Raw genomic sequence first — 24,773 nt, 5'->3', positions numbered from 1 at the left:
CGCGCGTCACCTCTGGCGCCGGGCCGAGACGAAGGCCGGCGCCAGGCTCCCGGTGCCGCCGCTGCGGCCGCAGGACGGGGGTGCCCGCCACGCCATGGCGGTGGAGAACGAGCCGGCGGCCGCCAGGCTCGCGAAGCCCGCGGTGAGCAGCACGACCGCCACCACGCCCTTGTCGGACGTTTTCAGCAACGTCCCGATGCCGTGCATGTCGAACAGGATGATCGCGGCCGCCACCGCGAAGCCGAGGACGATGCCGGCGGCGGCATGGGCGAGCATGGACCGGTTCGCCGGATCGATCGTCGCCCTGCGGGCGTCTGCGCTGGGAGGCATGACCTTCTCCGGAACCGCCGGGACAACGCTGCTCAATGGCGCGGCTCTGTCTCCTGTTCCCGGCATGGAACGAAAAAAGCCCCCGTTCCGTTGATCGTGATCGCGGCCGCTTGAGGCCTTGCCTGGACACGATGGCTGCGCCCTTTTTCCTTTTCGCCACCGGTATCGAGAACAGCGCCCCGACGATCGACGGCGGGAAGACGCGCGTCGACCAGATGGAGGCGAGCAACCACTACGCCCGCTGGCGAGAGGATCTCGCGCTCGCCGTGGAGATCGGGACCTCGGTCCTGCGCTACGGCCCGCCGCTCCACCGCACGTTCCTCGGCGAGGGACGGTTCGACTGGAGCTTCGCCGACGAGAGTTTCACCGAACTCCGCCGCCTGGGTCTGATCCCGGTCGCGGACCTGTGCCACTTCGGGGTGCCGGACTGGATCGGCAACTTCCAGAACCCTGACTTTCCGCACCTCTTCGCCGGTTACGCGCGCGCCTTCGCCGAGCGCTTCCCGTGGGTGCAGCTCTACACGCCGGTGAACGAGATGTTCATCTGCGCGACGTTCTCGGCGGCCTATGGCTGGTGGAACGAGCAGGCGTCGGACGACCGCAGCTTCGTCACGGCCTTGAAGCACATCGTGCGGGCCAACGTGCTGGCGATGCACGCCATCCTGGACGTCCGGCCGGACGCGATCTTCGTCCAGAGCGAGTCCTCTGAGTACTTCCACGCGGAGGACCCCAGCGCCATCGCCGTGGCCGAGACCTTGAACGCGCGCCGCTTCCTGTCGCTCGACCTGAACTACGGCCTGCGCGTGAACTCGGCGATGTACGAGTTCCTCATGGACAACGGCATGACGCGGGCCGAGTACGCCTTCTTCATGGACAACTCCCTGAAGCACCACTGCATCATGGGGAACGACTACTACGTCACCAACGAGCACCGGGTGAGCCAGGACGGCAGCAGCCGCTCCGCCCACGAGGTGTTCGGCTACAACGAGATCACGCGGCAGTACTACGACCGCTACCGCCTGCCCGTGATGCACACCGAGACGAACATCGCGCAGGGTCCGCGCGGCGACGAGGCCGTGAACTGGCTCTGGAAGGAATGGGCCAACGTCCTGCGCGTGCGCAACAGCGGCGTGCCGATCGTCGGCTTCACCTGGTATTCGCTGACCGACCAGGTCGACTGGGATACGGCGCTGCGCGAGCGCAACGGCCGCGTCAATCCGCTGGGCCTCTATGATCTCGACCGCAAGATCCGGCCGGTGGGGGCCGCCTACCGGAAGCTGATCGCCGACTGGCGCGACGTGCTGCCGGCCCAGAGCGTGTGCCTGTCGGTGCCGCTGGTGACCCCCGACGCCTATACGGAACGCTGGGCGGTGGAGCGGCGGGACTCCCTGCGGCAGCAGCGCATGAAGCGCTCGGCCGAACCCTCGAACCCAACCTGAGTCGAAGGACGACAGGCCGCGTTTCGACGCAAGCGCGGCCTGCTCAGCCCGTCCAGATCTTCAGCGGCGGCCCGGCCTCGGCCAGGCTGTGGACGAAGCGGGCCGGCATCTCGAGCACCCACTCGATCCCGTCCGGGCGCATGTTCAGCACGCCGCGACCGCTCACCGCCCGCGGCACCAGGCGTTCCAGCACGGCATGGCCGAAGCCCTTGCGCGCGGCCGGCTGCACCGCCGGCCCGCCCTGCTCGGTCCAGGTGATGCGGAACTTCGGATCGTCGTCCGACTCGGTGAGGCCCCAGCGCACGTCGACCGTCCCCTCGTCGCCGGACAGGGCGCCGAACTTGGCGGCATTGGTGCACAGCTCGTGCAGGGCGAGTCCCAGGTTCTGCGCGGCCTCGGGCTCCAGCCGCATGTCGGGCCCCGAGAACCGGATGCGCCAGCCCACCAAGTCCCGATAGTGGCTGAGCTGGGAGCGGACGAGTTCGGCGATCGAGGCCCCTTCCCAGTTCTCGTCGAACAGGATGTCGAGCGACATGGCCAGCCCCTGGAGCCGGCCTGAAAACCGGTGCTCGAAGTCCTGCGCCGAACTGGTCGTGAGCAGCGTCTGGCGGCCGATGGCCTGCACGACGGCCAGCAGGTTCTTGGTGCGATGCGTCAGCTCGCGCAGCAGGATGCGGTTGTGCGTCTCGCGCGCCCTGCGATCGGTGACGTCGAGGGCGGAGCCGAGAAGACCGTCGACGATCCCGGCGGCGTTGCGCTGGGGCTGCACGCTGACCGCGAACCAGCGGTCGCCCTCCGGCGCCGGGCTGCGCAACTCCGCGCTGCGCAGTTCGCCGGACGCCAGGGCCTCGCGCTTGAGGTCCTCGAAGCGCCGCGCCGCCTCGGCCGGCAGCAGGTCGGGGTCGGTGAGCCCACCGATGGTATTGGCCGCACGACCAAACAGCGCCGCGCTCGCCCAGGTGTAGCGAAGGTCTGGATCCTGCGCGAACACGGTGATCTCGGCGCTGCGCAGGGCGATCTCGAAGCGCTGGACAGTGGTGCGCAGGACGTCGGTGACGCTCTCGAGCCGCTTTTGCGCGTCCGCTTCCCGGGACACGTCCACGGCGCAACCGATGACGCCGGCGATGGTCAAGCTGTCGCGCAGCGGTTCGAGCCGCATCCGCACCGGACGCACCACACCCCGGCTGTCGGGGAAGTGCATGTCCTCGACCACGGGGACACCGGTCTCCATGACCCGCCTCTTGCTGGCGGTCAGCGGGGCACTGATGTCGGGCGGCAGGACGTCGGAATCCGACTTGCCCAGCAGCCGGTCCGGGGCGATCCCGAGCAGGCCGTGGCTGGCGAAGGTGAAGCGCAGCGCGCGGTCCTGGGTGAACACGAACACCTCCGCGCCGCGCAGCGCCGCATCGAAGCGCTGCACCACCGCCGAGAGCTCGTCGGTCACGGCCATCAGGCGGCCCTGCGCCATGGCCTCCGCCGTCACGTCGATGATGGCGCCGATCAGGCCGGACACCTGCCCGTCCGGCCCCTTGATGGGTTCCGCCCGCACGCGGAACCACCGGCCGTCCTCGCCGTCCGCCTGGGTCCCGTATTCGTAGTCGCGCGAGATCGCCGTCTTGAGGACGGCGGTCGAGTGCGGCACGGCCAGGGCCGCCACATGCGCGGGGAAGATCTCCTCCTCGGTCTTGCCGAGAGCATCGGCGGGTTCGACGCCCAGGATCGGCCTGCTCAGGAACGTGAAGCGCCTGCGGTCATCCTGCGAGAACACGACCACGCTCGCCGCGCGCAGGGCGAGCTCGAAGCGGGCGACGGTGCCCGCGAGTTCCTCGGTCCTCTCCGACACGAGGCTCTCCAGCTCCGTGTTGGCGATGCGCAGCTCGCGCCGCGACCGTGTCGCCTCGGCCAGCAGACGGCGCATGCTGCCGACCTGGTGCAGGCCGAAGAACACGAGTGCCAGCGACGCCGAGAGCAGCACGAGCAGGAGGCGTCGCGTGGACTGGCGATAGCGATCGCCGAAGCGATCGAGCATCGCGAGATTGGCGTCGGTGAACCGGCGGATCATGGCGTGGGCTTCGCTGTCGCCGGGGGCGAGCGCGCGCAGGGCTGCCAGGGCCTCGTCGCGATTGCCCGACCGGGCCGTCGCGATCGCGCGCACGCCGGCCGAGATGCGGGTGCGCACGGCCGAGCGGATCTGTTCGAGGTCGGGGCGCTGCTGCGGACCCGCGACAGTGGCCAGACCCGCGGCCGCCACGTCGAGTTCCCGGGCGGTTTCGTCCAGCGCGGCCGCGTAGGTGTCGTCGCCGGTGAGGAACCAGCCGCGCTCGGCCGCCTCCGCCTTGGCGAGGATCGTCTCGATGCCATAGGCGCCGACACGGACCTGCAGAGCGCGCGTCTGCAGCCCGGCCACCCTCTCGGTGTTCAGGACGGCAAGGACCCCCGCCAGCGTGGCAGCCAGCAGGATGCTGACGCCCAGCACGGCAATGCCCGTTGCGAAGCGCTGCTCGAACGACAAGCCCGGCGCGCTGCCGGACCCTCGGCCCGGCAGAAGTCTACCGAACCGCTCGCGAAGATTGATTTCCACCTGCCTGTCCGTTGCGGCGCCGCCCGCGCAGGACGCGACCGCCCTCTCCAGTCAAGAACGCGCACGCCCGCGGCCGAGTTCCACGGCTGTTGACTTCAAAGGCGCGGCGCTCAGACGCCGACTGTGAAATACAGGATGATCCCCGCGACGACTGCCAGTCCGACACCCATGGTCAACACCCGGATGACGTTGTGGCCGGTGACCGCCTGACGCGCCTCGACCGGATTGATCCTGGTCGCTCCCGTCTCGTTCCTGTCCATGTCCATCCCATCGTCCGCTGTTCCACTTGGTGGGGTGCAACGCCAGCCGTGCCGTAGGGTTCCGGAGATCCCTCGTGCGGCGCCGCGTGGTCGTCAGCCCGCCTTGCGCCGCGGCGGTGCCTTGGCGGGCGCCGGAGCCTTACCGCTCGCCGTCTTCTTGGCCGTCTTGGCGGCCTGCGCCGCGGGCGCGCGGCGGGGACTCGACGCGGCCTTGGGCGCGGCGGCGGGCTTGGTCGCGGCGGCAGGCTTGGCCGAGGACGTCGAGGTGGAGTTCGACGAGGACTTGCTGGCGGACTTCGGCGGGGACTTCGCGCCGGGGGCCTTGCCCGGCGCGCCGTCGCCGCCCTTGTCTTCGGCGATGCTGCGCCGCAGGGCGTCCATCAGGCTGATGACGTTGCCGGTCTGGCGCGGCGCGGCGGCCGTCGGCACGGCGCGCCCGGCCTGCTTGGCCTGCACCAGTTCCGTCAGCGCGTCTTCGTAGCGATCCTGGAAGCTCTGCGGCTCGAACTCGCCCTTCATGGTGTCGATGATGTGGGCGGCCAGCGCGATCATGTCAGGCGCCAGGTCCACCTGGGGGATCTCCTCGAAATAGGGCTCGTCCTGGCGCACCTCGTAGGGGTAGCGCAGCAGGCAGGCGAAAAGGCCCTTGCCGCGCGGCTCCAGCATCACGATGCGTTCGCGCCGATACATCACCACGCGCGCCAAACCGACGACGTTCTTCTCGCGCATGGCTTCGCGGATCACCGCGAAGGCCTCCTGGGCCACGCGATCGTCGGGCGCAAGGTAATAGGGTGAATCGATGTAGAGGGTGTCGATCTCGTCGCGGTCGACGAAGCGCTCGATGGCGATCGTGTGGGTGCTTTCCAGCGCGACGGCGTCGAGTTCCTCGTCCTCGACCACCACGTAGTCGTCCTTCGACACCTCGTATCCCCTCACCTGCTCCTCGTTGGGGATCGCCTCGCCCGTGACCTCGTCGATCATCTGGCGACGCAGGCGATGCCCCGTGGCTCGGTTGAGCGTGTGGAACGCGATCCGCGCCGAGGCGGTCGAGGCCGGATAGAGGGCCACCGCACAGGAGACGAGGGAGAGTTTGAGGTAGCCCTTCCAGTTGGCACGCGGAGCCATCGACGCCTCCAGACAAGCCGGCGGACGGCCGGCGACAGCCCGAGTCAATGCCGCCGCCCACGCCGCGTTCCGTGCCACTCCGGACAAACCGAAAGCCGCCCGCTTACGGCCAAGCTCGAGTCTTCGCCTTCGAATTGCCACGGCAAAGCCAGAATCGTCTTCAATTTTGATCACATTTGATCGATCACGCGACCATTGCCGACCACCGAATGTGACCCTATAACAACAGCGACGACGACGATTACTATAGCTCCAGCTTCCCGCTGTTGCCGATTGGCGCCTCGAACGTTAGCTTGCGTACTCCTCACGTCGACTCCCGACATAAAGGAATGGATGACATGCGTAAGACTCTCCTGGCCGCGACGGCTCTGACGGCCCTGTCGGCCCCGGCGTTCGCCGCAGATCTGCCGAGCCGGCAGATGGCCCCCGCCGCCCCCATCGCCTACGCTCCGGCGTTCACCTGGACCGGCTTCTACGTCGGTCTGAACGCGGGCTACGGCTGGCGGAACACGAAGGACGTCGGTTTCGTCAACACCGTCACCGGTGCGACGACGGTCTTCAGCAACGGCGACAACGGCGGGTTCGTCGGCGGTGGCCAGCTCGGCTACAACTGGCAGTCGGGCGCGTTCGTGTTCGGCGTCGAGACCGATATCCAGTACGCCGACTTCGGCGGCAACCGGAACTTCGGCGTTTTCGGCACCTACGGCAATAGCGGCAACTACTTCGGCACCGTGCGCGGCCGTCTCGGCTGGGCCATGGACCGTACCCTGTTCTACGTGACCGGCGGTCTCGCTTACGGCGACGTCAGCGACAGCATCTTCGGCGGCAACGACACCCGCGTCGGGTGGACGGTCGGCGGCGGTGTGGAATACGCCTTCACCAACAACTGGACGGCCAAGCTCGAAGGCCTCTACGTCAACATCGACCGTGGCAACCGCGCCGGCGTCGTGGCCGTGGGCGGCGTTCCGTTCGCTGTGACGCAGGGCAAGAACAACGACTTCGGTGTCGTGCGCGTGGGCCTGAACTACAAGTTCTGAGCCCAGGGGCCGCAAGCGGGATCCACCGGATCCCGCTTCGCCCACCGAACGGAAAAGCCCGGCCGCTCTGCGGCCGGGCTTTTCTTCGTTCTGGAGAGGTCAGTTGGGAACGACGTTCGCCATCACACGATTGATGGCCGCCTCGAGTTCCTGAATCTGGAACGGCTTGGCCAGCCGCAGCGTCGGCGGCGCGGGCAGCGGCCCGTCGGGCGCCGCACCGGCATTGTGCCCCGTGGCGAAGATCACGGGCAGCATCGGCATCGCCGACCGGCATTCGGCGGCGAGCGCATCGCCGGCCAGATCGGGCAGGCCGATGTCGGTGACGAGAAGGTCGATGTCGTCACGCGACCTGAAGATTTGCAAGGCGTCGCCGGCCGTCATGGCCTCGATGGCCGTGTGGCCGAGTTCCTCGATGAGGTCGACCAGCGTCAGCGCGATCAAAGGCTCGTCTTCGACGAGAAGGACGACATAGGGCCGTTGAGGGCTCAAGGGGGTTTTCCGACGCGACACGCGTCGGCCTCTGGTTCGGACGTGGCGGTTGCACTCTAGAGCAAGGTGCGTTTCGACGGAAACGCCGCATGTCCCCGGATCGGTCGTCATCGCATACTTTCGGCGAAAAACAGGATTCCGCCTTTTCGCAGCAGGCTCTAGCGACGGTCAGGCTTGGGGGCCGGGCGGTCGTCTGCACCGTCCTGTCGAGGCGTCGGAGCCTTCGGCGCGTGGGACGGCACGTGCGGGGATGCTCCCGGACCGTCGTCGACATCCTGTTCGGCACCGGGCTGTCCGGGGCGGCGTGCCGGCATCGATCCGGGCTCGCTCGTCCTGCTGGGCGTCTTCTGTTGCATCGGCGAAGTCCTCCGCAAGGGTGTCGCCACGGCAACGCTACCTCTTGCGGGCGGGTTCCCGCCGCCACGCCACGCTTCAGGCAAGGACCTCGGCGATCTTCTGGGCGAGTTCCTCGACCGTGAACGGCTTGGGCAGGAGCATGAAGTCCCCGGACGCGGCCGCATCGGCGATCTGGTTCTCGTAGCCCGACGTCAGGAGCACACGGATGTGAGGCCGGGCCGCCAGGATCGAGCCCGCCAGCGTACGGCCGTCGGTCCCGGGCAGGCCGATGTCGGAAAAGACGAGGTGGACGTCCGGACGCTGCCCGAGGACGGCGAGAGCGCTGGCGGCGTCGCCGGCCTCGACCACCTCGAAGCCGAGCTCGCGCAGCGCCTCCACGCTGAAGGCGCGCACCGCGACCTCGTCTTCCACCACCAGCACGACCCGCCGGTCGTCGCGCCTCGCCAGCGCGCCACCGGTCGCCGCCGGGCCCGGGTCGTCCGTGGCCGGCGCCTCCCCGTGCGCCCTGGGCAGGAACAGCGACACGGTCGTTCCAGCGCCCTGCACGCTGGCCATGCGGACCTGCCCGCCCGACTGCTTGATGAAGCCGTAGACCTGGGAGAGCCCGAGCCCGGTTCCCTTGCCGTGGGGCTTGGTCGTGAAGAAGGGTTCGAAGACCTTCGGCAGGGTCTCCTCGGCGATCCCCATGCCCGTGTCCGACACGCTGATCACGACATGGTCGCCCGGCGCGGGATCGTCGGGATGCGGGCCCTGCTGCCCGACATGCTCGTTGCGCGTCGCGATCGTGAGGATGCCCCCATCGGGCATCGCGTCGCGCGCATTGACGGCCAGGTTGAGGATGGCGTTCTCGAGCTGGTTCGGGTCGATGTCGACCGGCCAGACACCGGGCTCCGTGCGGCTGACGACCGTGATCGACTCGCCCAGCGTGCGCCGGGTCAGGTCGGACATGCCCGTCACGAGGGCATTGATCTCCACGCGGCGCGGCTCGAGCGGCTGCTGCCGGGAGAAGGCGAGGAGCCGCTGCGTCAGGAGCGATGCCCTCACCGCCCCCTCCTTGGCCAGCGAGGCCGACCGGCGGGCCCGCGCGTCGTCGGGGCCGAGCCGGCGGATCAGGATGTCGAGATTGCCGATGACGACGGTGAGGAGATTGTTGAAATCGTGGGCAACCCCGCCCGTGATGCGCCCCACCGCCTCCATCTTCTGGATCTGGCGCAGCGTCGCCTCCGCCGCCTCGCGCCGGGCCGCCTCCTCCTGGAACCGGCGGTTGGAGTGCACTTCGCTCTGCATGTGGCCAAGCGCCTTGAGGCTGAGCAGGAAGAGAGCCGCGGTGGCCGGGATCCCGACCAACAGATAGCCCGCCAGCGTGTGCAGCCAGGCGAGAACGACCGACGAGGTGGCCACGCTCGCCGACACGTAGACCGGGTAGTCGCCCAGCTTGCGGTAGGCCGTGTAGCGCTCCTCGTCCTCCCGGGCCGAGTGGGTGGTGGCGGTGCCCCGGGGCGAGCGCTTGAACAGGGCCGCCATGTCGGCCCACACACGAGACTCGACCTGCAGGTCGTTCGAGCGCTCCGGATGCTGCACGAGGACCGTGCCGTCCTCACGCAGCATGGCCACGACGATGCCCTCGGCGCTCGCCACCCGCCCGTGAAACTCGCGGAAGTAGTCGGGCTGGACCGACACCGCGGTGACACCGGCGAAGTCCCCCTGCGACGAGGACCGCCGCCAGCTCACCTGGAAGAAGACGACGTCCATGGCGCGCCCACGCAGGAGTTCGCTGACATAGGCGGCGCGCGGCGCGTCGCGATGGACCTTGAAATAGGTTCGATCCGCGAGGTCCATGACCGGGACGGGATAGACCTGCGCCGTCGCCAGCGGCCGGCCCACGGCGTCGATCAGCCAGATGTCCTGGAGCTGGGGCAGGCTGCGTTCCAGCCGCGCGAGGCGGCTGCTGACGAGGGGCTCGTTGGCCCGGATCTCGTCATCGCTCATGTCCCTCACGATCTCGCCGGCCTGTTCGGCCACCAGCGCATACGTGTCGAACGTCTTGAGCGCGTGTTCGGCGACGAGATCCAGCGTGTGCTGCACGGCCGCATGCATGGCCGCGTTCTTGTCGAACCACGCAAACGTGGCGGCCACGCCGAAGACGAGGATCGGCAGGATGACGGACAGGTAGACGAGGACGCGGAGCTGGCGCATCGGTCAGTGCCCCACGCCATGCCCGAGGCGATGGTCGTGAGCGGTCGAGGCGGCCAGATGGGTCATGCCCGGACGGCGACACCGGCGGGGGAACGATGCGTCATGGCCGGCACTCTCCCATGAAGAGAGCGCCCGTCCAAGTCGGTTATACCCCTCAGTGGGGAGCGGTTCGGGGGCGAATGGCGGCCGCCCCGCTCAGCGCAGGGACCGCGCGTCGGAGGGGAGCCGCGCGGCGAGCAGGGTCTGTAGCTGGTAGTGCTGCCGAAGTCCCTCGACCAGTTCGTCCTTCGACATCGCCGCCGCGCCGCCGAGCCCGATGTCGCGCGCGAAATCCCGCAGGTCGGACAGGATCGCGTCGTCGCGACCCGCCTTCGACGCGAGGATGGAAGCCGCCGAGGCTGGATTCAGGAGGTGACGTCGGATCATCGCTTCTTCTCGTCCATCGCCGATGCACTGCGACCGGGCCGCAAACGCACCCATGCATGGATCGTTCCGCGCCATCGGAACGGTCACGCCCCCGGCACGTTGCCGGGGCATCGACACCCCGCGGAGGAACCCGATGATCAGCCAAGCAGGCCCGATGAACCCGACCGACCCGGTGCCTTCACCGCAGCCGTCTCCTGCGCCCCAACCCTCCCCCAGCCCCCAGCCGGGGCCGACGCCGGGGATCCCGCCCCTGTCGCCCGATCTGCCCGACCAGCGGCCGCAGGAATTGCCGGACACGCAGCCCATTCCCGACATGCCGACGCCGGCCGATCCGATGCAGCCGCCGACGCGGGCATGAGACGATGAGCGATCACGAAAGCGTGAACGATGGAACTCGCGTCGCGCTCGCGCGTTAGGGGCGCATCGGCACGGACAGGACGGCGGAACGCCCCCTCCTCCTCCAACGGACGAGCCGACCATTCGACCCGCAGCGGGCAACCGTTGCGGGTCTTTTGTTTGATGGGTTTCGCGTGGCGAACGGAACCGCCGGCAACCTGCAGCGTTGCCTTCGCGAGCGGCCCCAGCGGCCCCACCTCCCCCATCCCCCACGCAAGGAGTTGTCCCATGTTCGGTGTTTCGTCGGATCCCAAGGCCGACATCGCGACCGATCTCGCCAATCTGCGGCGCGACGTCACGCGATTGGCCGACTCGCTCTCCCAGTCGCTGCGCGACCAGTCCGGCTCGGAGTTGAGGTCGACGCTCGATTCGCTGCGCAACTCGCTGGGCTCACGCGTGTCGGACTTCGGCGAGACCGGCACGCGCATGGCCGGGGCCGCCCGCGATCGCATGTACGACGCCAACGCCCGTCTGGAGAGCAGGATCGAGGAGCGTCCTCTCGCCTCCGTCATGGTCGCGGCAGGAATCGGTTTCGTCCTGGGTCTGATGTCGCGCGGCCGCTCGTGATGCTGAACCAGCTGCGTGGCATCGCGACCGCGCTGACCGCCCCCGCTCGGCATATCGGCACGGATCTCGTGCAGGATCTCGTCGAGCGGGCGGTGATCCTGGTCTTCGCGATGATCGCTCTGGTGTTCGGCCTGGTGGCCGCCACCATCTGGCTCGCCCTGCAGCACGGCGCGCTCACCGCGACCCTGGTGATGGGCGGGCTGTTCCTGGCCCTCACGCTGCTCGCGCTGCTGGTGCGGGTGGCGAGAGCCCGGGCCAGGCGGCGTCGCCGGCTGCTGGAGAGCAACCGCGCCAGGGCCGCCATGGCATCCGTCACCCAGGCAGCCGCTCTCGCAGCGGACCTGGGAACCGCGGCCAAGCGCGCCAACCCCTGGCTTCTCGTCGCCGCCGCCCTGGCGGCCGGCTTCGTGGGTGTCCAGAAGGTTCGGTGAACGGAGCCTTCGTCGTCACGAAGGTCCAGACCGCACTCAGACGAAACATGGCTGACGCAAAAATGGCTCGGACCGGTGGGCGACACCGGTCCGAGCCATTGTGTATCGATGGACCGTGCTGGACGGCGCGGCCTGGAAGGCGGGCGGGGGCAATCGCGATGCGCGGATCGCCCCCTGCCCGCTCAGGACGCGGCGCGGACCGGCTTGCGGGATTTCTGGTTGAAGAACAGCGCCTGGCTGATAACCGCCTTCACCGTCTCCGTGCGGAACGGCTTCGTGATCAGGAAGGCCGGCTCGGGACGAATGCCCGTGAGGAAGCGCTCCGGATAGGCGGTGATGAAGATCACCGGCACTTCCATGTCCGACAGGATGTCGTTGACGGCGTCGAGCCCGGAGCTTCCGTCGGCGAGCTGGATGTCGGCGAGCACCAGGCCGGGTTCGCGGTTCTCGATGGCCTTCACGGCTTCGGTCCGCGTGCGGGCGATGTCGATGACGCGGTGGCCGAGGTTCTGGACCACGTTCTCGATGTCCATGGCGATGATCGGCTCGTCCTCGATGATGAGGACGTCGGTCGACATCTGCTCCGCGATCTCGCGGCCCGCGCGCCCGAGAAGGTCCTGGAGGTCCTCAGGCGTCCGGTCCATGGCCTGGGCGGCCTGGTCGGGCGAAAAGCCTTCGACGGTGGTCAGAAGGAACGCAACCCGGGCCGGCGGCGTCATGAGGGAGAGGTTGCGACGGACAGGGTCGGTCTCCATGCCCGGGTCGGTGCGCCGGTTGACGTCGATCGAGCTCCAGACCTTGAGAAAGGCCCGATACAGCGCGATGCGGGGATCCAGGCGATCGTCGAAGGTGGCCGCATCCGCAACCAGGGCTTCCAGCGTCGCGACGGCGTAGGCGTCCCCGCTCTGCTGCGTGCCGGTGAGCGCGCGTGCGAACCGGCGCAGGTAGGGAAGGTGCGGCGCGATGGCCTGGGCAATGGACATGGAGAAGTGCTCCGTCTGAGGTCCGTTGGAGAGGCCGCGACCGCAAGCGGTATTTCGCAAAGCTGACGCGGGGGGATGACCGGAGTAACGTACAGGGAGCATTAAAGTTCCATGGGGTTGTCAGGAACCTGTCAGTGAACGCGGCGTTGGGTAGGCGGAAGGTCCATGCCTGCCGCCGCGCCGTCACCCCCCGGGGCGTCCGTCGGGAAGGTATGGAGGAGTTCGTGAGCGAAAAGCAGCGGCAGCGGCGCCGTACAGGCACAAGCATGAATCACCACATGGACATTGTCCCGCAGGCCAAGGCCAATGCCGGTAATCCGCTCGACAACGACATGCAGGCCCATATCGGCCGGCAGCTTCGGGCGATGTACGACACGGTCGTCAATCAGCCCGTGCCCGATCGGTTTCTGGAACTGTTGAACCAGCTGGACGCCAAGACCGGGGACGAAAAGGAACCGGAATGACGGAAGATCCCGCCGGCCGCCGCATGAAGGAGGACATCCTTGCGGCGGTTCCGGCCCTGCGCGCGTTCGCGATGTCGTTGTCCGGCAACCCCGATCGCGCCGACGATCTCGTCCAGGAGACCATGCTGAAGGCATGGGCCAACCGTGACAGTTTCACGCCGGGGACCAACGTGTCGGCCTGGCTGTTCACGATCCTGCGAAACGTCTTCTATTCCGAGCACCGGAAGCGGCGCCGCGAGGTCGAAGACGCCGATGGCCAGATGGCGGCCCGGCTGGCCACGCACCCGGCGCAGGACGGGCACATGGACCTCGTCGACTTCCAGGAAGCCCTGAACCAGCTGCTTCCAGACCAGCGCGAAGCGCTGATCCTGATCGGTGGATCGGGCCTGTCCTACGAGGAGGCGGCCCAGATCTGCGGTTGCGCCGTCGGCACCATCAAGAGCCGCGTCAATCGGGCGCGGACTCGCCTCGCCGAATTGCTGGCCGTCCGCTCGACCTCGGAATTCGGCCCGGAGTCGCGGTGGAAGCCGGCGCTCGGAGCCATGGCGAGCGGCGACGACCAGCGCTGAACACGAGCAGCGGGCCGCATGGCGGAGCCCGCGGCCGTTCGTCGCACCTCATGAAACCGCGCCATGTCCGCAATCATTGGGCATGGTGACGGAAGCACGACCCGGCCGACCTGCCGACCGGCGAGGCCGTTGCGATGGCCAATCCGGCACCGTCATCCGGTCAGGGAGTTTCCCATGGACAAGCCCGTCACGCTGCTCGGGCTCGCGACAGCCGTTCCTCCTCACATCCTGAAGCAGAGCGACGTGGTGGAGCGCGCACGCTCCATCTTTGCGGGGCGAATGCCAGCGTTCGAGCGCCTGGCCCAGGTCTTCGAGACAGCGGGGATCGACACGCGGCAAGCCGTGCGACCGATCGACTGGTACGAGCAGCCCCGTGGCTGGCCCGAACGGACGCAGGCCTATCTGGACGGGGCGTGCACGCTGTTCAGGTCGGCGGCACTGGCCGCGCTGGAGAAGGCGAACTGCCGGCCCTGCGACGTCGACATCGTGGTCACGGTGTCGTCGACCGGCATCGCCACGCCCAGCCTCGAGGCGCGCGTTGCCGACGAGCTCGGCCTTCGTCCCGACGTGGCGCGGGTACCGGTGTTTGGCCTCGGCTGTGCCGGCGGGGTCACGGGCCTGGCTTTGGCCGCCCGGCTGGCCCGTGCCGAGCCCGGCCGCACGGTGCTCATGGTGACGGTCGAACTGTGCACGCTGTCGTTTCGCGGCGACGCGCCGACCAAGGCCAACATCGTCGCCACGGCGCTGTTCGGCGACGGCGCGGCCGCGGCGGTGCTGCGGGCCGACGGAAAGCCCGGCCCCCTCACGGTCCGTGGCGCGGGCGAGCACCGCTGGCCGGACACGCTCGGCATCATGGGATGGGATATCGAGGACGAGGGCCTGGGGGTCATCTTCGACCGGTCCATCCCTCCCTTCGCCGAGGAGAACATCGGCCCGGCGGTGGACGGGATCCTCAGACGCCTCGACGGCCAGCGTCGAGACATCGGCCGCTTCGTCTGCCACCCCGGCGGCGCCAAGGTGATCGAGGCTCTGGAAACGGGGCTCGCTCTCGGCCAGGGTCGCCTGGTCGAGGAACGCGAGGTCCTGAGGGCCCACGGCAACATGTCGGCTCCCACGGTCCTCTTCGTCCTCGAACGATGCATCGCCGCGGGCCTGCCGGCGCGATCGCTGGTCACGGCGATGGGCCCGGGCTTCACCGCCAGCGCCGCGATCCTGGACCGCGCGGCATGACCGGCGCGCCGTTCCTGCTCGCCTTCCTGACGCTTCAGCGCCTGGCGGAACTGGCCATCGCCCGCGCCAACACGGCCCGCCTCCTGGCGCGAGGAGCGGTGGAGCACGGTCGCGGGCACTATCCGTTGATCGTCGCCTTCCACACGCTGTGGCTGGCCGGGCTCTGGATCGCGGGGTGGGACCGGCCTCTGTGGCTCCCCGCTCTCCCGGTCTTCGTTCTCCTCCAGGCCGCCCGGCTGTGGGTGCTCGCCACGCTGGGGCGACGCTGGACCACCCGCATCATCGTCGTTCCCGGGGAACGGCTCGCCGCGACCGGCCCCTTCCGCTTCGTGAGGCACCCCAACTACTGGATCGTGGCGGGCGAAATTCTCACGGTCCCGTTGATCCTGGGTCTGCCCGCCTATGCCGTCGTGGCCACGATCGTCCATGCCGGTGTCCTGTGGATCCGCATCCGGGCCGAGGAGGCCGCCCTGGCGCAGGCGATCCCGGCGCGGGCCGAGGTCTCTGCCTGACTGGCCGGGAACCTCATTTATACGTTATTAATATGTAGAATAATAAATTTTCCAGATCAGAATGTTGATTTCCCCCACGGACTGGCTCATGGTGCTGGCATCGCCCGGGCGGAGTGATCCGCCGGCCCCGCCGCGCGTGAGGACACAGTGCTCTCGTTTCTCGAGCTTCTCGACAGGGCCACGGCCCGGTGGCGCAAGGTTCCGGGTCCTGGCCGTGTGCTCCTCGTCGGGGCGGGCCCGGGCTCTCCCGACCTGCTCACGGTCCGCGCGGTGGCGGCCCTCCAGGCAGCCGACGTCGTCGTCCATGACCAGCTGGTGCCCGGCGACATCGTCGCCCTCGCCCCGGCACGCGCCCGCCGGATCGACGTCGGCAAGCGCAAGGGCCGTCACAGCGCGACGCAGGCGGAGATCAACGCCCTCATCGTGTCGCAGGCCCGCGCCGGCCGCATCGTGGTCCGGCTGAAGGCCGGCGATCCCGGCGTGTTCGGCCGGGTCGGAGAGGAGATCGCGGCACTCACCGATGCGGGCGTCGCCTTCGAGGTGATCCCGGGCATCACCGCCGCTGTCGCGGCCGCCGCCGATGCCGGCGTTCCGCTGACGCTGCGCGGCGTGGCGCCTACGGTCACCTTCATCTCGGCCCATGGCGCCGACGGGAGTTCCGCCCGGGGATGGTCAGGACTGGCCAGCGAAGGCGGGACCCTGGCGATCTACATGGGCAAGAGCGCCGGCGCGCTGGTCCGGGATCGCCTCGTGGCGACCGGCATGGACCTGGCCACGCCGGTGATCGCGGTGGAGAACGCCGGCCGCGAGCAGCGGCGCATCATCGCCGGACACGTGGCCGACCTGCCCTCGATCAGCGAGCGGTCGGATCTCGACGGGCCGGTCGTCATTCTCGCCGGACCGGCCATGGCCGTGGCGGAGCCGCGCGCCCTCTCCCACCAGACGGCAGCCTGACGGAACCAGAGCCATGATGAAGAAGCCCCGCTCCGCCACGCAGCTGGTGATCTCGGCCAACGACGCCGGCGACGGCCGCACGGTTTACCGGACAGCCGACTCGCGCTGGACCCGCGACATCGCCGAGGCCCGGATCGAGACGTCCCAGGCCGGCGCGGAAGCGCTGCTCGCCATCTGCACCGCCGACTCGGCCGTCCGGGTCGTCGATCCCTATCTGGTCGAGGTCGTCATCCAGGACGGCCACGTCCGCCCGGTTCGCTACCGCGAGCTGATCCGCGTCGAGGGTCCGACGGTCGATCCCCTGACCGACCTGCTTTCCTCCCGCGACGCCGCCTGAGCGAAGCCGCCATCGAGGTCCGCCATGTACCGCTACGACGAATTCGACCGCGCCTTCGTGAACGAGCGGGTCGCCGAGTTCAGCGACCAGGTGTCGCGCCGCCTCTCGGGCGAGCTCAGCGAAGACCAGTTCAAGCCGCTGCGGCTCATGAACGGCGTCTACCTGCAGCTTCATGCCTACATGCTGCGCATCGCGATCCCCTACGGCACGCTCTCGTCCCGGCAGTTGCGCAAGCTCTCCTTCATCGCCCGCACCTATGACCGGGGCTGGGGGCACTTCACGACGCGGCAGAATCTCCAGTTCAACTGGATCTCGCTGAAGGACGTGCCGGAGATCCTCCAGCACCTCGCCGACGTCGAGATGCATGCCATCCAGACGTCGGGCAACTGCATCAGGAACGTGACGGCGGATCACTTCGCCGGCGCCGCGGCGGACGAAGTGGCGGACCCCCGCCCCTATGCCGAGATTCTCCGGCAGTGGTCGTCGCTGCACCCCGAATTCACCTTCCTGCCGCGAAAGTTCAAGCTCGCGGTGACCGGGGCTCCCAACGACCGGGCCGCCATCCAGGTCCATGACATCGGGCTCGAGCTGAAGCGCGACGCAGCGGGGGCCACGGGCTTCGCAGTCTGGGTCGGCGGTGGCCAGGGCCGCACGCCGATGATCGCCAAGAAGGTGCGCGACTTCCTGCCGGAGTCGGAGCTTCTGGCCTACTGCACCGCCATCCTGCGGGTCTACAACCTCTACGGACGGCGCGACAACAAGTTCAAAGCACGCATCAAGATCCTGGTTCACGAGACTGGAATTGAAGAACTAAAGCGCGACATCGAGGCCGAGTACGAGGCCTTGCGGGCCGAGAATCTGGAACTCGCCGTCCCGGCCGAGGAGGTCGAGCGGATCGGCCGTTACTTCGCGCCCCCGGCCTTCGAGACGCGCCCGGCGGTCTCCACCGTCCTGGAGCGCGCGCGCCTGCTCGATCCCGACCTCGCCGCTTTCGTGGAACGCAACCTCACGGCCCACAAGCAGCCCGGCTATGCCGCCCTGACGATCTCGCTCAAGGGCATCGGCCTGCCGCCCGGCGACGCCACCGCCGAGCAGATGGAGGTCGTGGCCGACCTGGCGGAGCGCTACAGCTTCGACGAGGCGCGGGTCAGCCACGAGCAGAACCTGGTGCTTCCGCACGTGCGGCTGGACGACGTTCCTGCCGTCTTCGCCGCCCTGAAGGCGGCAGGGCTCGGCACCGCCAATGCGGGCCTCGTGACCGACATCATCGCCTGCCCCGGCCTGGATTTCTGCGCACTCGCCAATGCCCGCTCGATCCCGGTGGCCCAGCGTCTCTCCGAGCGGTTCGGCAGTCCCGCCCGGCAGCGCGAGATCGGCGACCTGAAGCTCAAGATCTCCGGCTGCATCAACGCCTGCGGCCACCACCACGTCGGCCACATCGGCATCCTCGGGGTGGAGCGCAAGGGCGAGGAGTTCTACCAGATCACCCTCGGCGGCTCCGCCGACCAGAGCTGCTCGATCGGCGAGATCGTCGGCAAGGGCTTCTCGAGCGACGAGATCGTGGACGCCGTCGAGACGGTCGTCGACACCTACATCCGACTGCGGACGAGCCCGCAGGAGACCTTCATCGAGGCCTTCAGGCGCCTGGGCGAGGCGCCGTTCCGGGAGGCCCTGTATGCCGAGGCCGTCTGACGCGCAGGAGCGAGCCCGCGAGCTCGACGCGCGCTTCGGAACCATGGCGGCAGCGGACCTCGTCGCCGTGGCGGCCGAGGTCGTGTTTCCCGGCAGGCTCGCTCTGATGACGAGCTTCGGCGCGGAATCGGCCGTTCTTCTCGACCTCGTGGCCAAGGTCGATCGGGCGCTGCCGGTTCTCTTCGCCGACACGCGCCGGCTGTTCCCGCAGACGCTCGCCTACCGCGATGCGCTCGTCGACCATCTCGGCCTGACCGAAGTCAGGACGGTGTCGCCGACGGCCGCCGACGAAGCGGCCGAGGATCCCCTCGGCGCACTCTTCGCGGTCGACCCCGACCGTTGCTGCGACCTGCGCAAGGTCCGGCCCATGGCGGCCGCGACGAAGCCCTTCGACGCCTGGATCACCGGCCGCAAGCGCTTCCAGGGCGCCACCCGCGCGGCCCTCGCCGTGTTCGACGCCGAAGGCAGCCACATCCGGGTCAACCCGCTGGCCGCGTGGACGTCCAGCGACGTCCTCGCCTACCTCGCGACCGCGGGACTGCCCCGGCACACCCTCGTGGCCCAGGGCTACCGGTCCATCGGATGCCAGCCCTGCACCACGCCGGTGGCGGAGGGAGAGGACGAGCGGGCCGGGCGCTGGCGCGGCACCGCCAAGACGGAATGCGGGCTGCATGTCGCCCCCCTTGGATCTCGAGCCAGCGGAGCCCTGTGATGGCACTCTTCGTGAACGGAGCCCTCGTCGGCGAGGACGCCTGGACCCCCGCCCCCGCGGATGGCCCGATCCCGGCGGACCGGCCGGTCATCGTGGGCAAGGCACGCTTTCTCGCCGAGCGCGACAGCCTGGCCAGCCGCAATGCCCCGCTGGGCCTGAGGCTCGAGGCCGGCGAGGATCTCGACGGCCTGGAAGCCGACATCGGCCGCTTCGCCCTGGTGGTGGTGCGCTTCCCGAAATACACGGATGGCCGCGGCTACTCGCTGGCGCGCCTGCTGCGCGAGCGTCACGGCTTCACCGGGGAGCTGCGCGCCACCGGCGACGTGCTGCGTGACCAGATCCCGTACATGCGCCGCTGCGGCTTCGACAGCTTCGAGATCACCCACGAGCCGACGGTGCGGGCCCTGGCCGAAGGCCGGGTGCGTGGGGTCTCGCACCACTACCAGCCCTCAGCGGTCCCCGAGCGAACCGCGGGCCTGCGCTGGCGCCGGGTCTCCGCCGGTTGAAGTTGCGGGAGAGACCCGGATCCGCGCGCGGACGGGCCTCTCTCCCCTCTCTCACCCGACGGCCTTCTCCATCAGCCGCGTCAGCCGCTTGACGTAGGCGGTGGCGTCGAGCGGCGGCAGGCCTTCCGCGGCCCGGGCCTGGTCGAGGAGGAGCGCGGCCGCGTCGCGCAGCAGCTCCTTGTCGTCCCCGTCGGCCAGGCGTTCGGCCAGGCGCGCCACGAGCGGATGGCCGGGATTGATCTCCAGCACGGGCTTGCTCGATGCTTTCTGGCCCTGTGAGGCCAGGAAGCGCTCAAGGGCGAGGTCGGGGCCGTAATCGCCGGCCACGAGGCAGGACGGGCTCTCGGCCAGGCGCGTGGAGGCCCGGACGTCCGTCACCAGCTCCGACAGGGTGTCCTTGGCGAAGGCCATGAAGGTGGCCGCCCGCGCGGAGACGTCGGAAGCCGGCGCCGTCTGACCGTCCGCGACGGGCACCGCCTCGATGTCGGCGGTCCCCTGCGTCACGGACTTGAAGGGCTTGCCCTCGAAGCCCAGCGCGGTGCGCACCCAGAAGCTGTCGACCGGATCGGAGAGCAGCAGGACCTCGATGCCGCGCGCCCGGAAGCCCTCCAGGTGTGGACTTGCGGCGAGCCGAGCCGCGTCGTCGCCGGCCAGGTACCAGATCGAGGTCTGGTGGGGGCGCAGCGCCTCGACGTAATCCTTCAGGGATCGCTTGCCGTCGGGATGGGTCGAAGTCGAGAAGCGCGCCAGCTTGTACAGGGCGTCACGGCGTTCGAAGTCCTCGTAGAGGCCCTCCTTGATCACCGGGCCGAACGCATCCCAGATCTTTCCGTAGAGTTCGGCGTTGCTCTCCGCCGTCTTCTCGAGTTCGGACAGGATCCGGTTCGTCACGGCTTTGCGGATCGCCGCCAAGATGGGGCTCTCCTGGATGGTCTCGCGGGACAGGTTGAGCGGCAGGTCGGCACTGTCCACGACGCCGGTGACGAAGCGCAGCCAGGCCGGAACGAGGTCGATGTCGTCGGCGATGAACATGCGCCGCACGTAGAGCTTCATGCGGCCCTTGCGCAGCGGATCGAACAGGGCGAGCGGACGCGTCTGCGGCACGAAGGCGAGCACGGAGAACTCGTGCCTCCCCTCCGCCTTCCAGTGCAGGGTGAGCGCCGGATCGTCGAACTGGCCGCCGAGCGACTGGTAGAAGGAGGTGTAGTCCTCCTGGCTCACGGCGCTGCGCGGCTTCGTCCAGATGGCGGTGCCATCGGCGATGCGGCGGGGCTCGGCGCCGGGCTTGGCCACGAGGTCGACCGGGATCGGGACGGCGCTGCCGTGTTCGCGCACGATGCGCTCGAGCGTCGCCTCCTCGGCATAGGTCTCCTTGCCCTCGGCGAGATGCAGGACGACGCGCGTGCCGCGGGCCGGCGCGTCCTCGTCCGCCAGGGCCTCGACCGAATAGGTGCCCTGCCCGTCCGACGACCAGCGCCAGGCCTCGGCGGCGCCAGCTCGGCGCGACAGCACGTCGACCCGCGACGCCACCATGAAGGCCGAGTAGAAGCCCACGCCGAACTGTCCGATCAGCCGCGACCCGTCGCCCTGCTCGCCGAGCGCTTCCATGAAGGCGCGGGTGCCGGAGCGGGCGATGGTGCCCAGCGCCTCGACGAGCTCCTCGCGCGTCATGCCGATGCCGCTGTCGGCCACCGTCAGCGTCCGGGCATCGGGATCGGTCTCGATCGTGATCGCCAGGTCGGGCCTGTCGCCCAGGAGCGCGGGATCCTGGAGAGCCAGGGTCCGCAGCTTCTCGCAGGCATCGGCGCCGTTGGCGACGAGCTCGCGCAGGAAGATGTCTGGGTCGGAATAGACCGAGTGCACCATGAGGTGCAGAAGGCGGGAAACGTCTGCCTCGAAGGGGCGATTTTCGGCGGCAGGAGCCGCCGTCAAGGTGTCGTCCTGTGTCGTCACGGTTGCCTCGTCTTCTTGTCGATTCGCCATCAGGCCGCTGCGGCGCGCCCAAGCGAGTCTGAAGACCCTGCACGCGCCGCCGTGGCGCATATCGCCGCGCCGGTCGCGCTTTTCAAGACGGAAGCACGCGGCGCCAGAACGGAAAAACGGGCCGGCTGGGGGACCGGCCCGTCAGGACAGGGAATCGAGGTCTTTGGTGGGTCCGGTCCCTGCCCTCCGGGGGGCTGGGGGGCTGATCATTCCGGTGGGCAAGTCCCGGACCCGAGGCAACGATGAGAGAGTGCCGGGCCAGTAGGGCCGCCCAAGGGCCGGTCCAAGGCAAATTCAAGGCGAATCCACACGCCTTTTCTGCCCTTTGGGCGGGCGCGAAAAAGCGCCCGGCGCCCCTTCCCGACGCCTGAACAACCGTGCCACAGTGGCGGAAGTGACAGTCTCGTGAAGGAGGTGCGATGAGCGAGACGGACGCGTCGGAGACGCAGCGGATGGCTTGGCCCCGCGAAACGGCTCCAGCCGGTTTCTCATCACCGGCTCCCGCACAGGTCGCCTTCGACCGCGTGGAATTGCGCGAACTGTTCGATCTTTACGGGCGCAAGGTCGCCGAGGGCGAGTGGCGCGACTACGCCATGGACTTCCTGAAGGACCGGGCCGTCTTCAGCATCTACCGCCGCAGCAACGAGTATCCGCTGTACCGCGTGGAAAAGACCCCGAAGCTGGCGCGCCGCCAGGGCGCCTATGCGGTGATCACGCAGAGCGGACTGGTGCTCAAGCGCGGCCACGAGCTCGCCCGGGTCCTGAAGGTTCTCGACAAGCCGATGAAACTCGTCGTGCTCTGAGGCGCCGCGGGTCCTTCGGGTTCGACCGTCGCGGTCCCCTCGCCTGCGCCCGCCCGATCCCGTCGGGCGGCGTGAGGCCCGGGAGCGCTCGCGTGCTCCCGGCACGCACCGTCAGACCAGCGGGGCCTTCACGCCGCGGCTCGCCTCGAGCCAGCCGGGAACCGGCAGGCCCTTGGACCGCAGGAAGTCCGGGTTGAAGAGCTTCGACTGGTAGCGGGTGCCGTAGTCGCACAGGATCGTCACGATGGTGTGTCCCGGCCCGAGCGTCTCGGCGAGCCGGATCGCCCCTGCGACGTTGATGCCCGAGGATCCGCCCAGGCACAGGCCTTCGTGTTCGAGAAGATCGAAGACGACCGGAATGGCTTCCTCGTCGGGGATCTGGAAGGCGACGTCGATCGGCGCCCCTTCCAGGTTGCGGGTGATCCTCCCCTGCCCGATGCCTTCCGTGATGGACGAGCCGCTCGATTTCAGTTCGCCCGTGGTCACCCAGCTGTAGAGCGCCGCGCCCATGGGGTCGGCGAGACCGATCGTGATCGCAGGGTTGCGCTCCTTCAGCGCCATCGCGGTGCCGGCCAGCGTGCCCCCCGTGCCGACGGCGCAGATGAAGCCGTCGACCTTGCCGCCGGTCTGCTCGAAGATCTCGGGCCCGGTCGATTCGATGTGGGCCTGCCGGTTCGCGACGTTGTCGAACTGGTTGGCCCAGACGGCCCCGTTGGGATCGGTGCGGGCGAGTTCGTCCGCCAGGCGGCCGGAGACCTTCACGTAGTTGTTGGGGTTGGCGTAGGGCACGGCCGGGACTTCGACCAGCTCCGCACCCGCCAGGCGCAGCATGTCCTTCTTTTCCTGCGACTGCGTATCGGGAATGACGATGACCGTGCGGAAGCCGAGCGCATTGCCCACCAGCGCGAGACCGATGCCGGTGTTGCCGGCCGTGCCCTCGACGATGGTGCCGCCGGGCCGCAGTTCGCCGCGACGCACGGCGTCCTGGATGATGAAGAGCGCGGCGCGATCCTTGACCGACTGGCCCGGATTCATGAACTCGGCCTTGCCCAGGATCCTGCAGCCCGTCCTTTCGGAGGCGCGCTTCAGGGTGATGAGCGGCGTGTTGCCGATCGCCTCGACGATACCGTTTCTGATGGGCATGCGCGGTGTCTCACGGGGGTACGGAGCGGCCACGACCAACCGCCCGGCTTGCTGATCGCTCAGCTATACCAGACGGGGGACAGGGATACAGTCCGCGCGAGCGCCCTGGTCACGGCATCGCGGGCGAACTCAGCCTCGGCATAGACCTGCCCGTCGAGGCCCGAAATCCCGGCATTGCGGGCCACCAGGACGTAGCCGTCCGGCCGCCGCAGAAGCACCGCGACGGACTCGTGGCCGGCGAGGACCAGGAAGGCATCCGCCGTCAGGCCGTCCGTCAGCAGGCCACGCACCCAGCGGCCGGCGGCCTCGAGGCCCCGGCGCAGCCCATGGCCGCGCGCGGAGCCGGCTCGGTAGAGGCTGATGACCGCCGCGTCGTGAACCTGCGCCATGGAAGGCCTCCGAACCGAGCCCTCACGGGGGGCTCCGTTCGAAGATCATACCGCAAGCGATGCGTTTTACAAGATTACACATTACAACGTGGAATTATTTAGTTTCCACATTTTTATAATGTGCAATATCCCTTACCGATCGGCCTGTCGGCCACTGGCGCGCAGCGCGAGATGCTCCCGCGTCACCGTCTCGACGTTGTCGTCAATCCAGCGCGCCATGTCCTGCTCCTCGCTGAGCGACTGGCGGAGCAGCTCGACCTCCCGCGTCAGGCCAGCCGCCTCGCCCATCGTGATCAGCGACTTGTAGGCCGCGATCTCGTAGTTCTCGAAGGCCAGGTTGGCGAAGGTGTTCTTGAGGATCTCGTCGTCGGCCGGCGCATGGGCCAGAGCGCCCAGATTGCCCATCAGGGACATCATCGTGTCTTTGATGGTGGAGGTGGAGTCGTCCTGGCCCTCGAGAATGCGCTCGAGGCGCTCCTCCTGCCGCTTGGTCTCGTCCAGGTGCTGGCGCAGCCGCTGGGCGACCTGCGGATAGCTTTCGACGCGGTCGAGCTGCCGCTTGATCAGCTGCTCGGCCTCCTTCTCCAGGGCGTGGGCGTTGCGCGCGCCGTCGAGGAACAGCTGGCGGGCAGCGCCCGCGGGTCCGGTGTCGGTGAATGTCATGGCCATCTCCATCGGTTCATGGCCGTCCCAACGACGCCTGACACCGGATGTTCCGGGCGATTCATCCGTAAATCCGGGCCTTTGCGGCGCGGAGGCGTTGAACGGCGCCACCGGTCGAGCTTGCCCGCCCTCCCCCTGCCCCGGCCGGGCTCGGCCCGGGCAGGGCGGCGGAGACGGATGGAGGTTGAGAGCGGCCTCC

At 68.8% G+C, this 24,773-nt stretch carries 27 protein-coding genes; 15 read left to right on the top strand and 12 right to left on the bottom strand.

Features of this window, described 5'->3' with window-relative positions; all coding sequences use genetic code 11:
- Window positions 1-6: 6 nt before the first annotated feature.
- The gene (locus Q0Q47_RS19860; RefSeq protein WP_293863581.1) at window positions 7-330 is read right to left on the bottom strand and encodes a hypothetical protein; all 324 of its coding nucleotides are present in this window, start codon (window positions 328-330) and stop codon (window positions 7-9) included.
- A gap of 131 nt (window positions 331-461) precedes the next feature.
- Between Q0Q47_RS19860 and Q0Q47_RS19855 the strand changes: the two genes are divergently transcribed.
- A complete protein-coding gene (locus tag Q0Q47_RS19855) occupies window positions 462-1,769 on the top strand; it encodes a family 1 glycosylhydrolase (RefSeq protein ID WP_293863579.1) in 1,308 nt (435 codons plus the stop codon).
- Between the two features lie 43 nt (window positions 1,770-1,812).
- On the opposite strand, the gene Q0Q47_RS19850 is transcribed toward Q0Q47_RS19855, so the two are convergent.
- From Q0Q47_RS19850 to Q0Q47_RS19840, 3 genes are all read right to left on the bottom strand, one after another.
- Window positions 1,813-4,350, bottom strand: a complete 2,538-nt coding sequence (locus Q0Q47_RS19850; protein ID WP_293863577.1) for a PAS domain-containing protein — start codon at window positions 4,348-4,350, stop codon at window positions 1,813-1,815.
- Window positions 4,351-4,460: 110 nt separating this feature from the next.
- Window positions 4,461-4,616 carry a hypothetical protein gene (locus Q0Q47_RS19845; protein ID WP_293863575.1) on the bottom strand — a complete coding sequence of 52 codons (156 nt, stop codon included), beginning with the start codon at window positions 4,614-4,616 and terminating at the stop codon, window positions 4,461-4,463.
- A gap of 87 nt (window positions 4,617-4,703) precedes the next feature.
- On the bottom strand, window positions 4,704-5,735 hold the full coding sequence (locus tag Q0Q47_RS19840; protein WP_293863573.1) for a Ku protein: 1,032 nt from the start codon (window positions 5,733-5,735) through the stop codon (window positions 4,704-4,706).
- Between the two features lie 338 nt (window positions 5,736-6,073).
- Between Q0Q47_RS19840 and Q0Q47_RS19835 the strand changes: the two genes are divergently transcribed.
- Window positions 6,074-6,772 carry an outer membrane protein gene (locus Q0Q47_RS19835; protein ID WP_293863571.1) on the top strand — a complete coding sequence of 233 codons (699 nt, stop codon included), beginning with the start codon at window positions 6,074-6,076 and terminating at the stop codon, window positions 6,770-6,772.
- A 99-nt stretch (window positions 6,773-6,871) separates the two neighbouring features.
- Here Q0Q47_RS19835 and Q0Q47_RS19830 read toward each other — a convergent pair whose 3' ends face one another.
- The 3 genes from Q0Q47_RS19830 to Q0Q47_RS19820 all read right to left on the bottom strand — a co-directional run bounded on the left by Q0Q47_RS19830 (window position 6,872) and on the right by Q0Q47_RS19820 (window position 10,240).
- Window positions 6,872-7,372 carry a response regulator gene (locus tag Q0Q47_RS19830; protein WP_293863569.1) on the bottom strand — a complete coding sequence of 167 codons (501 nt, stop codon included), beginning with the start codon at window positions 7,370-7,372 and terminating at the stop codon, window positions 6,872-6,874.
- Window positions 7,373-7,693: 321 nt separating this feature from the next.
- A complete protein-coding gene (locus tag Q0Q47_RS19825; RefSeq protein ID WP_293863567.1) occupies window positions 7,694-9,814 on the bottom strand; it encodes a hybrid sensor histidine kinase/response regulator in 2,121 nt (706 codons plus the stop codon).
- A gap of 195 nt (window positions 9,815-10,009) precedes the next feature.
- Complete coding sequence (locus Q0Q47_RS19820; protein WP_293863565.1) at window positions 10,010-10,240, bottom strand: hypothetical protein; 231 nt, start codon at window positions 10,238-10,240, stop codon at window positions 10,010-10,012.
- A gap of 133 nt (window positions 10,241-10,373) precedes the next feature.
- Between Q0Q47_RS19820 and Q0Q47_RS19815 the strand changes: the two genes are divergently transcribed.
- The 3 genes from Q0Q47_RS19815 (at window position 10,374) to Q0Q47_RS19805 (ending at window position 11,634) form a co-directional block, all read left to right on the top strand.
- Window positions 10,374-10,598 carry a hypothetical protein gene (locus Q0Q47_RS19815; RefSeq protein ID WP_293863563.1) on the top strand — a complete coding sequence of 75 codons (225 nt, stop codon included), beginning with the start codon at window positions 10,374-10,376 and terminating at the stop codon, window positions 10,596-10,598.
- A gap of 266 nt (window positions 10,599-10,864) precedes the next feature.
- Window positions 10,865-11,203 carry a hypothetical protein gene (locus Q0Q47_RS19810; RefSeq protein ID WP_293863561.1) on the top strand — a complete coding sequence of 113 codons (339 nt, stop codon included), beginning with the start codon at window positions 10,865-10,867 and terminating at the stop codon, window positions 11,201-11,203.
- Window positions 11,203-11,634: a hypothetical protein gene (locus tag Q0Q47_RS19805; RefSeq protein WP_293863559.1), complete on the top strand. Its 432-nt coding sequence runs from the start codon at window positions 11,203-11,205 to the stop codon at window positions 11,632-11,634. The genes Q0Q47_RS19810 and Q0Q47_RS19805 overlap by 1 nt, the downstream gene beginning before the upstream one ends.
- A 182-nt stretch (window positions 11,635-11,816) precedes the next feature.
- On the opposite strand, the gene Q0Q47_RS19800 is transcribed toward Q0Q47_RS19805, so the two are convergent.
- Window positions 11,817-12,617 (bottom strand): response regulator, encoded by an 801-nt coding sequence (locus tag Q0Q47_RS19800; protein WP_293863557.1) that lies wholly within the window; start codon window positions 12,615-12,617, stop codon window positions 11,817-11,819.
- A gap of 278 nt (window positions 12,618-12,895) precedes the next feature.
- Between Q0Q47_RS19800 and Q0Q47_RS19795 the strand changes: the two genes are divergently transcribed.
- The 9 genes from Q0Q47_RS19795 to Q0Q47_RS19755 all read left to right on the top strand — a co-directional run bounded on the left by Q0Q47_RS19795 (window position 12,896) and on the right by Q0Q47_RS19755 (window position 19,593).
- Window positions 12,896-13,081 (top strand): NepR family anti-sigma factor, encoded by a 186-nt coding sequence (locus tag Q0Q47_RS19795; RefSeq protein ID WP_293863660.1) that lies wholly within the window; start codon window positions 12,896-12,898, stop codon window positions 13,079-13,081.
- A complete protein-coding gene (locus tag Q0Q47_RS19790; protein WP_293863555.1) occupies window positions 13,078-13,650 on the top strand; it encodes a sigma-70 family RNA polymerase sigma factor in 573 nt (190 codons plus the stop codon). The genes Q0Q47_RS19795 and Q0Q47_RS19790 overlap by 4 nt, the downstream gene beginning before the upstream one ends.
- A gap of 174 nt (window positions 13,651-13,824) precedes the next feature.
- Window positions 13,825-14,880, top strand: a complete 1,056-nt coding sequence (locus Q0Q47_RS19785) for a type III polyketide synthase (RefSeq protein WP_293863553.1) — start codon at window positions 13,825-13,827, stop codon at window positions 14,878-14,880.
- On the top strand, window positions 14,877-15,392 hold the full coding sequence (locus tag Q0Q47_RS19780; RefSeq protein ID WP_293863551.1) for an isoprenylcysteine carboxylmethyltransferase family protein: 516 nt from the start codon (window positions 14,877-14,879) through the stop codon (window positions 15,390-15,392). The genes Q0Q47_RS19785 and Q0Q47_RS19780 overlap by 4 nt, the downstream gene beginning before the upstream one ends.
- 147 nt (window positions 15,393-15,539) lie before the next feature.
- Window positions 15,540-16,346, top strand: coding sequence for a uroporphyrinogen-III C-methyltransferase (cobA, locus tag Q0Q47_RS19775; protein ID WP_293863549.1), 807 nt, complete (start codon window positions 15,540-15,542; stop codon window positions 16,344-16,346).
- 13 nt (window positions 16,347-16,359) lie between these two features.
- The gene (locus tag Q0Q47_RS19770) at window positions 16,360-16,683 is read left to right on the top strand and encodes a DUF2849 domain-containing protein (protein WP_293863547.1); all 324 of its coding nucleotides are present in this window, start codon (window positions 16,360-16,362) and stop codon (window positions 16,681-16,683) included.
- Between the two features lie 24 nt (window positions 16,684-16,707).
- On the top strand, window positions 16,708-18,375 hold the full coding sequence (locus tag Q0Q47_RS19765; RefSeq protein WP_293863545.1) for a nitrite/sulfite reductase: 1,668 nt from the start codon (window positions 16,708-16,710) through the stop codon (window positions 18,373-18,375).
- On the top strand, window positions 18,359-19,087 hold the full coding sequence (locus Q0Q47_RS19760; RefSeq protein ID WP_293863543.1) for a phosphoadenylyl-sulfate reductase: 729 nt from the start codon (window positions 18,359-18,361) through the stop codon (window positions 19,085-19,087). Before Q0Q47_RS19765 ends, Q0Q47_RS19760 begins: the two co-directional genes overlap by 17 nt.
- Window positions 19,087-19,593, top strand: coding sequence for a DUF934 domain-containing protein (locus Q0Q47_RS19755; protein WP_293863541.1), 507 nt, complete (start codon window positions 19,087-19,089; stop codon window positions 19,591-19,593). The genes Q0Q47_RS19760 and Q0Q47_RS19755 overlap by 1 nt, the downstream gene beginning before the upstream one ends.
- A gap of 51 nt (window positions 19,594-19,644) precedes the next feature.
- On the opposite strand, the gene htpG is transcribed toward Q0Q47_RS19755, so the two are convergent.
- Window positions 19,645-21,546, bottom strand: a complete 1,902-nt coding sequence (gene htpG / locus Q0Q47_RS19750; protein ID WP_293863539.1) for a molecular chaperone HtpG — start codon at window positions 21,544-21,546, stop codon at window positions 19,645-19,647.
- 482 nt (window positions 21,547-22,028) lie between these two features.
- Here htpG and Q0Q47_RS19745 point away from each other — a divergent pair, with 482 nt between their 5' ends.
- Complete coding sequence (locus tag Q0Q47_RS19745; RefSeq protein WP_293863657.1) at window positions 22,029-22,379, top strand: DUF2794 domain-containing protein; 351 nt, start codon at window positions 22,029-22,031, stop codon at window positions 22,377-22,379.
- Between the two features lie 111 nt (window positions 22,380-22,490).
- Here the strand turns inward: Q0Q47_RS19745 and Q0Q47_RS19740 are convergent, their stop codons facing one another.
- From Q0Q47_RS19740 to Q0Q47_RS19730, 3 genes are all read right to left on the bottom strand, one after another.
- Window positions 22,491-23,522 carry a cysteine synthase A gene (locus Q0Q47_RS19740; RefSeq protein ID WP_293863537.1) on the bottom strand — a complete coding sequence of 344 codons (1,032 nt, stop codon included), beginning with the start codon at window positions 23,520-23,522 and terminating at the stop codon, window positions 22,491-22,493.
- 59 nt (window positions 23,523-23,581) lie between these two features.
- The gene (locus Q0Q47_RS19735; RefSeq protein ID WP_293863535.1) at window positions 23,582-23,911 is read right to left on the bottom strand and encodes a hypothetical protein; all 330 of its coding nucleotides are present in this window, start codon (window positions 23,909-23,911) and stop codon (window positions 23,582-23,584) included.
- A 132-nt stretch (window positions 23,912-24,043) separates the two neighbouring features.
- Window positions 24,044-24,574, bottom strand: coding sequence for a ferritin-like domain-containing protein (locus tag Q0Q47_RS19730; RefSeq protein WP_293863533.1), 531 nt, complete (start codon window positions 24,572-24,574; stop codon window positions 24,044-24,046).
- Between the last annotated feature and the right edge of the window lie 199 nt (window positions 24,575-24,773).

It is taken from the genome of uncultured Alsobacter sp. (assembly GCF_945952055.1).
Taxonomy (GTDB): domain Bacteria; phylum Pseudomonadota; class Alphaproteobacteria; order Rhizobiales; family Beijerinckiaceae; genus Alsobacter.
Note: the sequence above shows the minus strand (reverse complement) of the source record. Positions and strands in the feature narration are given on the sequence as shown.

Excerpts from the sequence above, each read along its gene's own strand:
- Q0Q47_RS19860 (WP_293863581.1), bottom strand. The coding sequence starts at position 330 with ATGCCTCCCAGCGCAGACGCCCGCAGGGCGACGATCGATCCGGCGAAC.
- Q0Q47_RS19855 (WP_293863579.1), top strand. The coding sequence starts at position 462 with ATGGCTGCGCCCTTTTTCCTTTTCGCCACCGGTATCGAGAACAGCGCC.
- Q0Q47_RS19845 (WP_293863575.1), bottom strand. The coding sequence starts at position 4,616 with ATGGACATGGACAGGAACGAGACGGGAGCGACCAGGATCAATCCGGTC.
- Q0Q47_RS19840 (WP_293863573.1), bottom strand. The coding sequence starts at position 5,735 with ATGGCTCCGCGTGCCAACTGGAAGGGCTACCTCAAACTCTCCCTCGTC.
- Q0Q47_RS19835 (WP_293863571.1), top strand. The coding sequence starts at position 6,074 with ATGCGTAAGACTCTCCTGGCCGCGACGGCTCTGACGGCCCTGTCGGCC.
- Q0Q47_RS19830 (WP_293863569.1), bottom strand. The coding sequence starts at position 7,372 with ATGACGACCGATCCGGGGACATGCGGCGTTTCCGTCGAAACGCACCTT.
- Q0Q47_RS19825 (WP_293863567.1), bottom strand. The coding sequence starts at position 9,814 with ATGCGCCAGCTCCGCGTCCTCGTCTACCTGTCCGTCATCCTGCCGATC.
- Q0Q47_RS19820 (WP_293863565.1), bottom strand. The coding sequence starts at position 10,240 with ATGATCCGACGTCACCTCCTGAATCCAGCCTCGGCGGCTTCCATCCTC.
- Q0Q47_RS19815 (WP_293863563.1), top strand. The coding sequence starts at position 10,374 with ATGATCAGCCAAGCAGGCCCGATGAACCCGACCGACCCGGTGCCTTCA.
- Q0Q47_RS19810 (WP_293863561.1), top strand. The coding sequence starts at position 10,865 with ATGTTCGGTGTTTCGTCGGATCCCAAGGCCGACATCGCGACCGATCTC.
- Q0Q47_RS19805 (WP_293863559.1), top strand. The coding sequence starts at position 11,203 with ATGCTGAACCAGCTGCGTGGCATCGCGACCGCGCTGACCGCCCCCGCT.
- Q0Q47_RS19800 (WP_293863557.1), bottom strand. The coding sequence starts at position 12,617 with ATGTCCATTGCCCAGGCCATCGCGCCGCACCTTCCCTACCTGCGCCGG.
- Q0Q47_RS19795 (WP_293863660.1), top strand. The coding sequence starts at position 12,896 with ATGGACATTGTCCCGCAGGCCAAGGCCAATGCCGGTAATCCGCTCGAC.
- Q0Q47_RS19790 (WP_293863555.1), top strand. The coding sequence starts at position 13,078 with ATGACGGAAGATCCCGCCGGCCGCCGCATGAAGGAGGACATCCTTGCG.
- Q0Q47_RS19785 (WP_293863553.1), top strand. The coding sequence starts at position 13,825 with ATGGACAAGCCCGTCACGCTGCTCGGGCTCGCGACAGCCGTTCCTCCT.
- Q0Q47_RS19780 (WP_293863551.1), top strand. The coding sequence starts at position 14,877 with ATGACCGGCGCGCCGTTCCTGCTCGCCTTCCTGACGCTTCAGCGCCTG.
- Q0Q47_RS19770 (WP_293863547.1), top strand. The coding sequence starts at position 16,360 with ATGATGAAGAAGCCCCGCTCCGCCACGCAGCTGGTGATCTCGGCCAAC.
- Q0Q47_RS19765 (WP_293863545.1), top strand. The coding sequence starts at position 16,708 with ATGTACCGCTACGACGAATTCGACCGCGCCTTCGTGAACGAGCGGGTC.
- Q0Q47_RS19760 (WP_293863543.1), top strand. The coding sequence starts at position 18,359 with ATGCCGAGGCCGTCTGACGCGCAGGAGCGAGCCCGCGAGCTCGACGCG.
- Q0Q47_RS19755 (WP_293863541.1), top strand. The coding sequence starts at position 19,087 with ATGGCACTCTTCGTGAACGGAGCCCTCGTCGGCGAGGACGCCTGGACC.
- Q0Q47_RS19745 (WP_293863657.1), top strand. The coding sequence starts at position 22,029 with ATGGCTTGGCCCCGCGAAACGGCTCCAGCCGGTTTCTCATCACCGGCT.
- Q0Q47_RS19740 (WP_293863537.1), bottom strand. The coding sequence starts at position 23,522 with ATGCCCATCAGAAACGGTATCGTCGAGGCGATCGGCAACACGCCGCTC.
- Q0Q47_RS19735 (WP_293863535.1), bottom strand. The coding sequence starts at position 23,911 with ATGGCGCAGGTTCACGACGCGGCGGTCATCAGCCTCTACCGAGCCGGC.
- Q0Q47_RS19730 (WP_293863533.1), bottom strand. The coding sequence starts at position 24,574 with ATGACATTCACCGACACCGGACCCGCGGGCGCTGCCCGCCAGCTGTTC.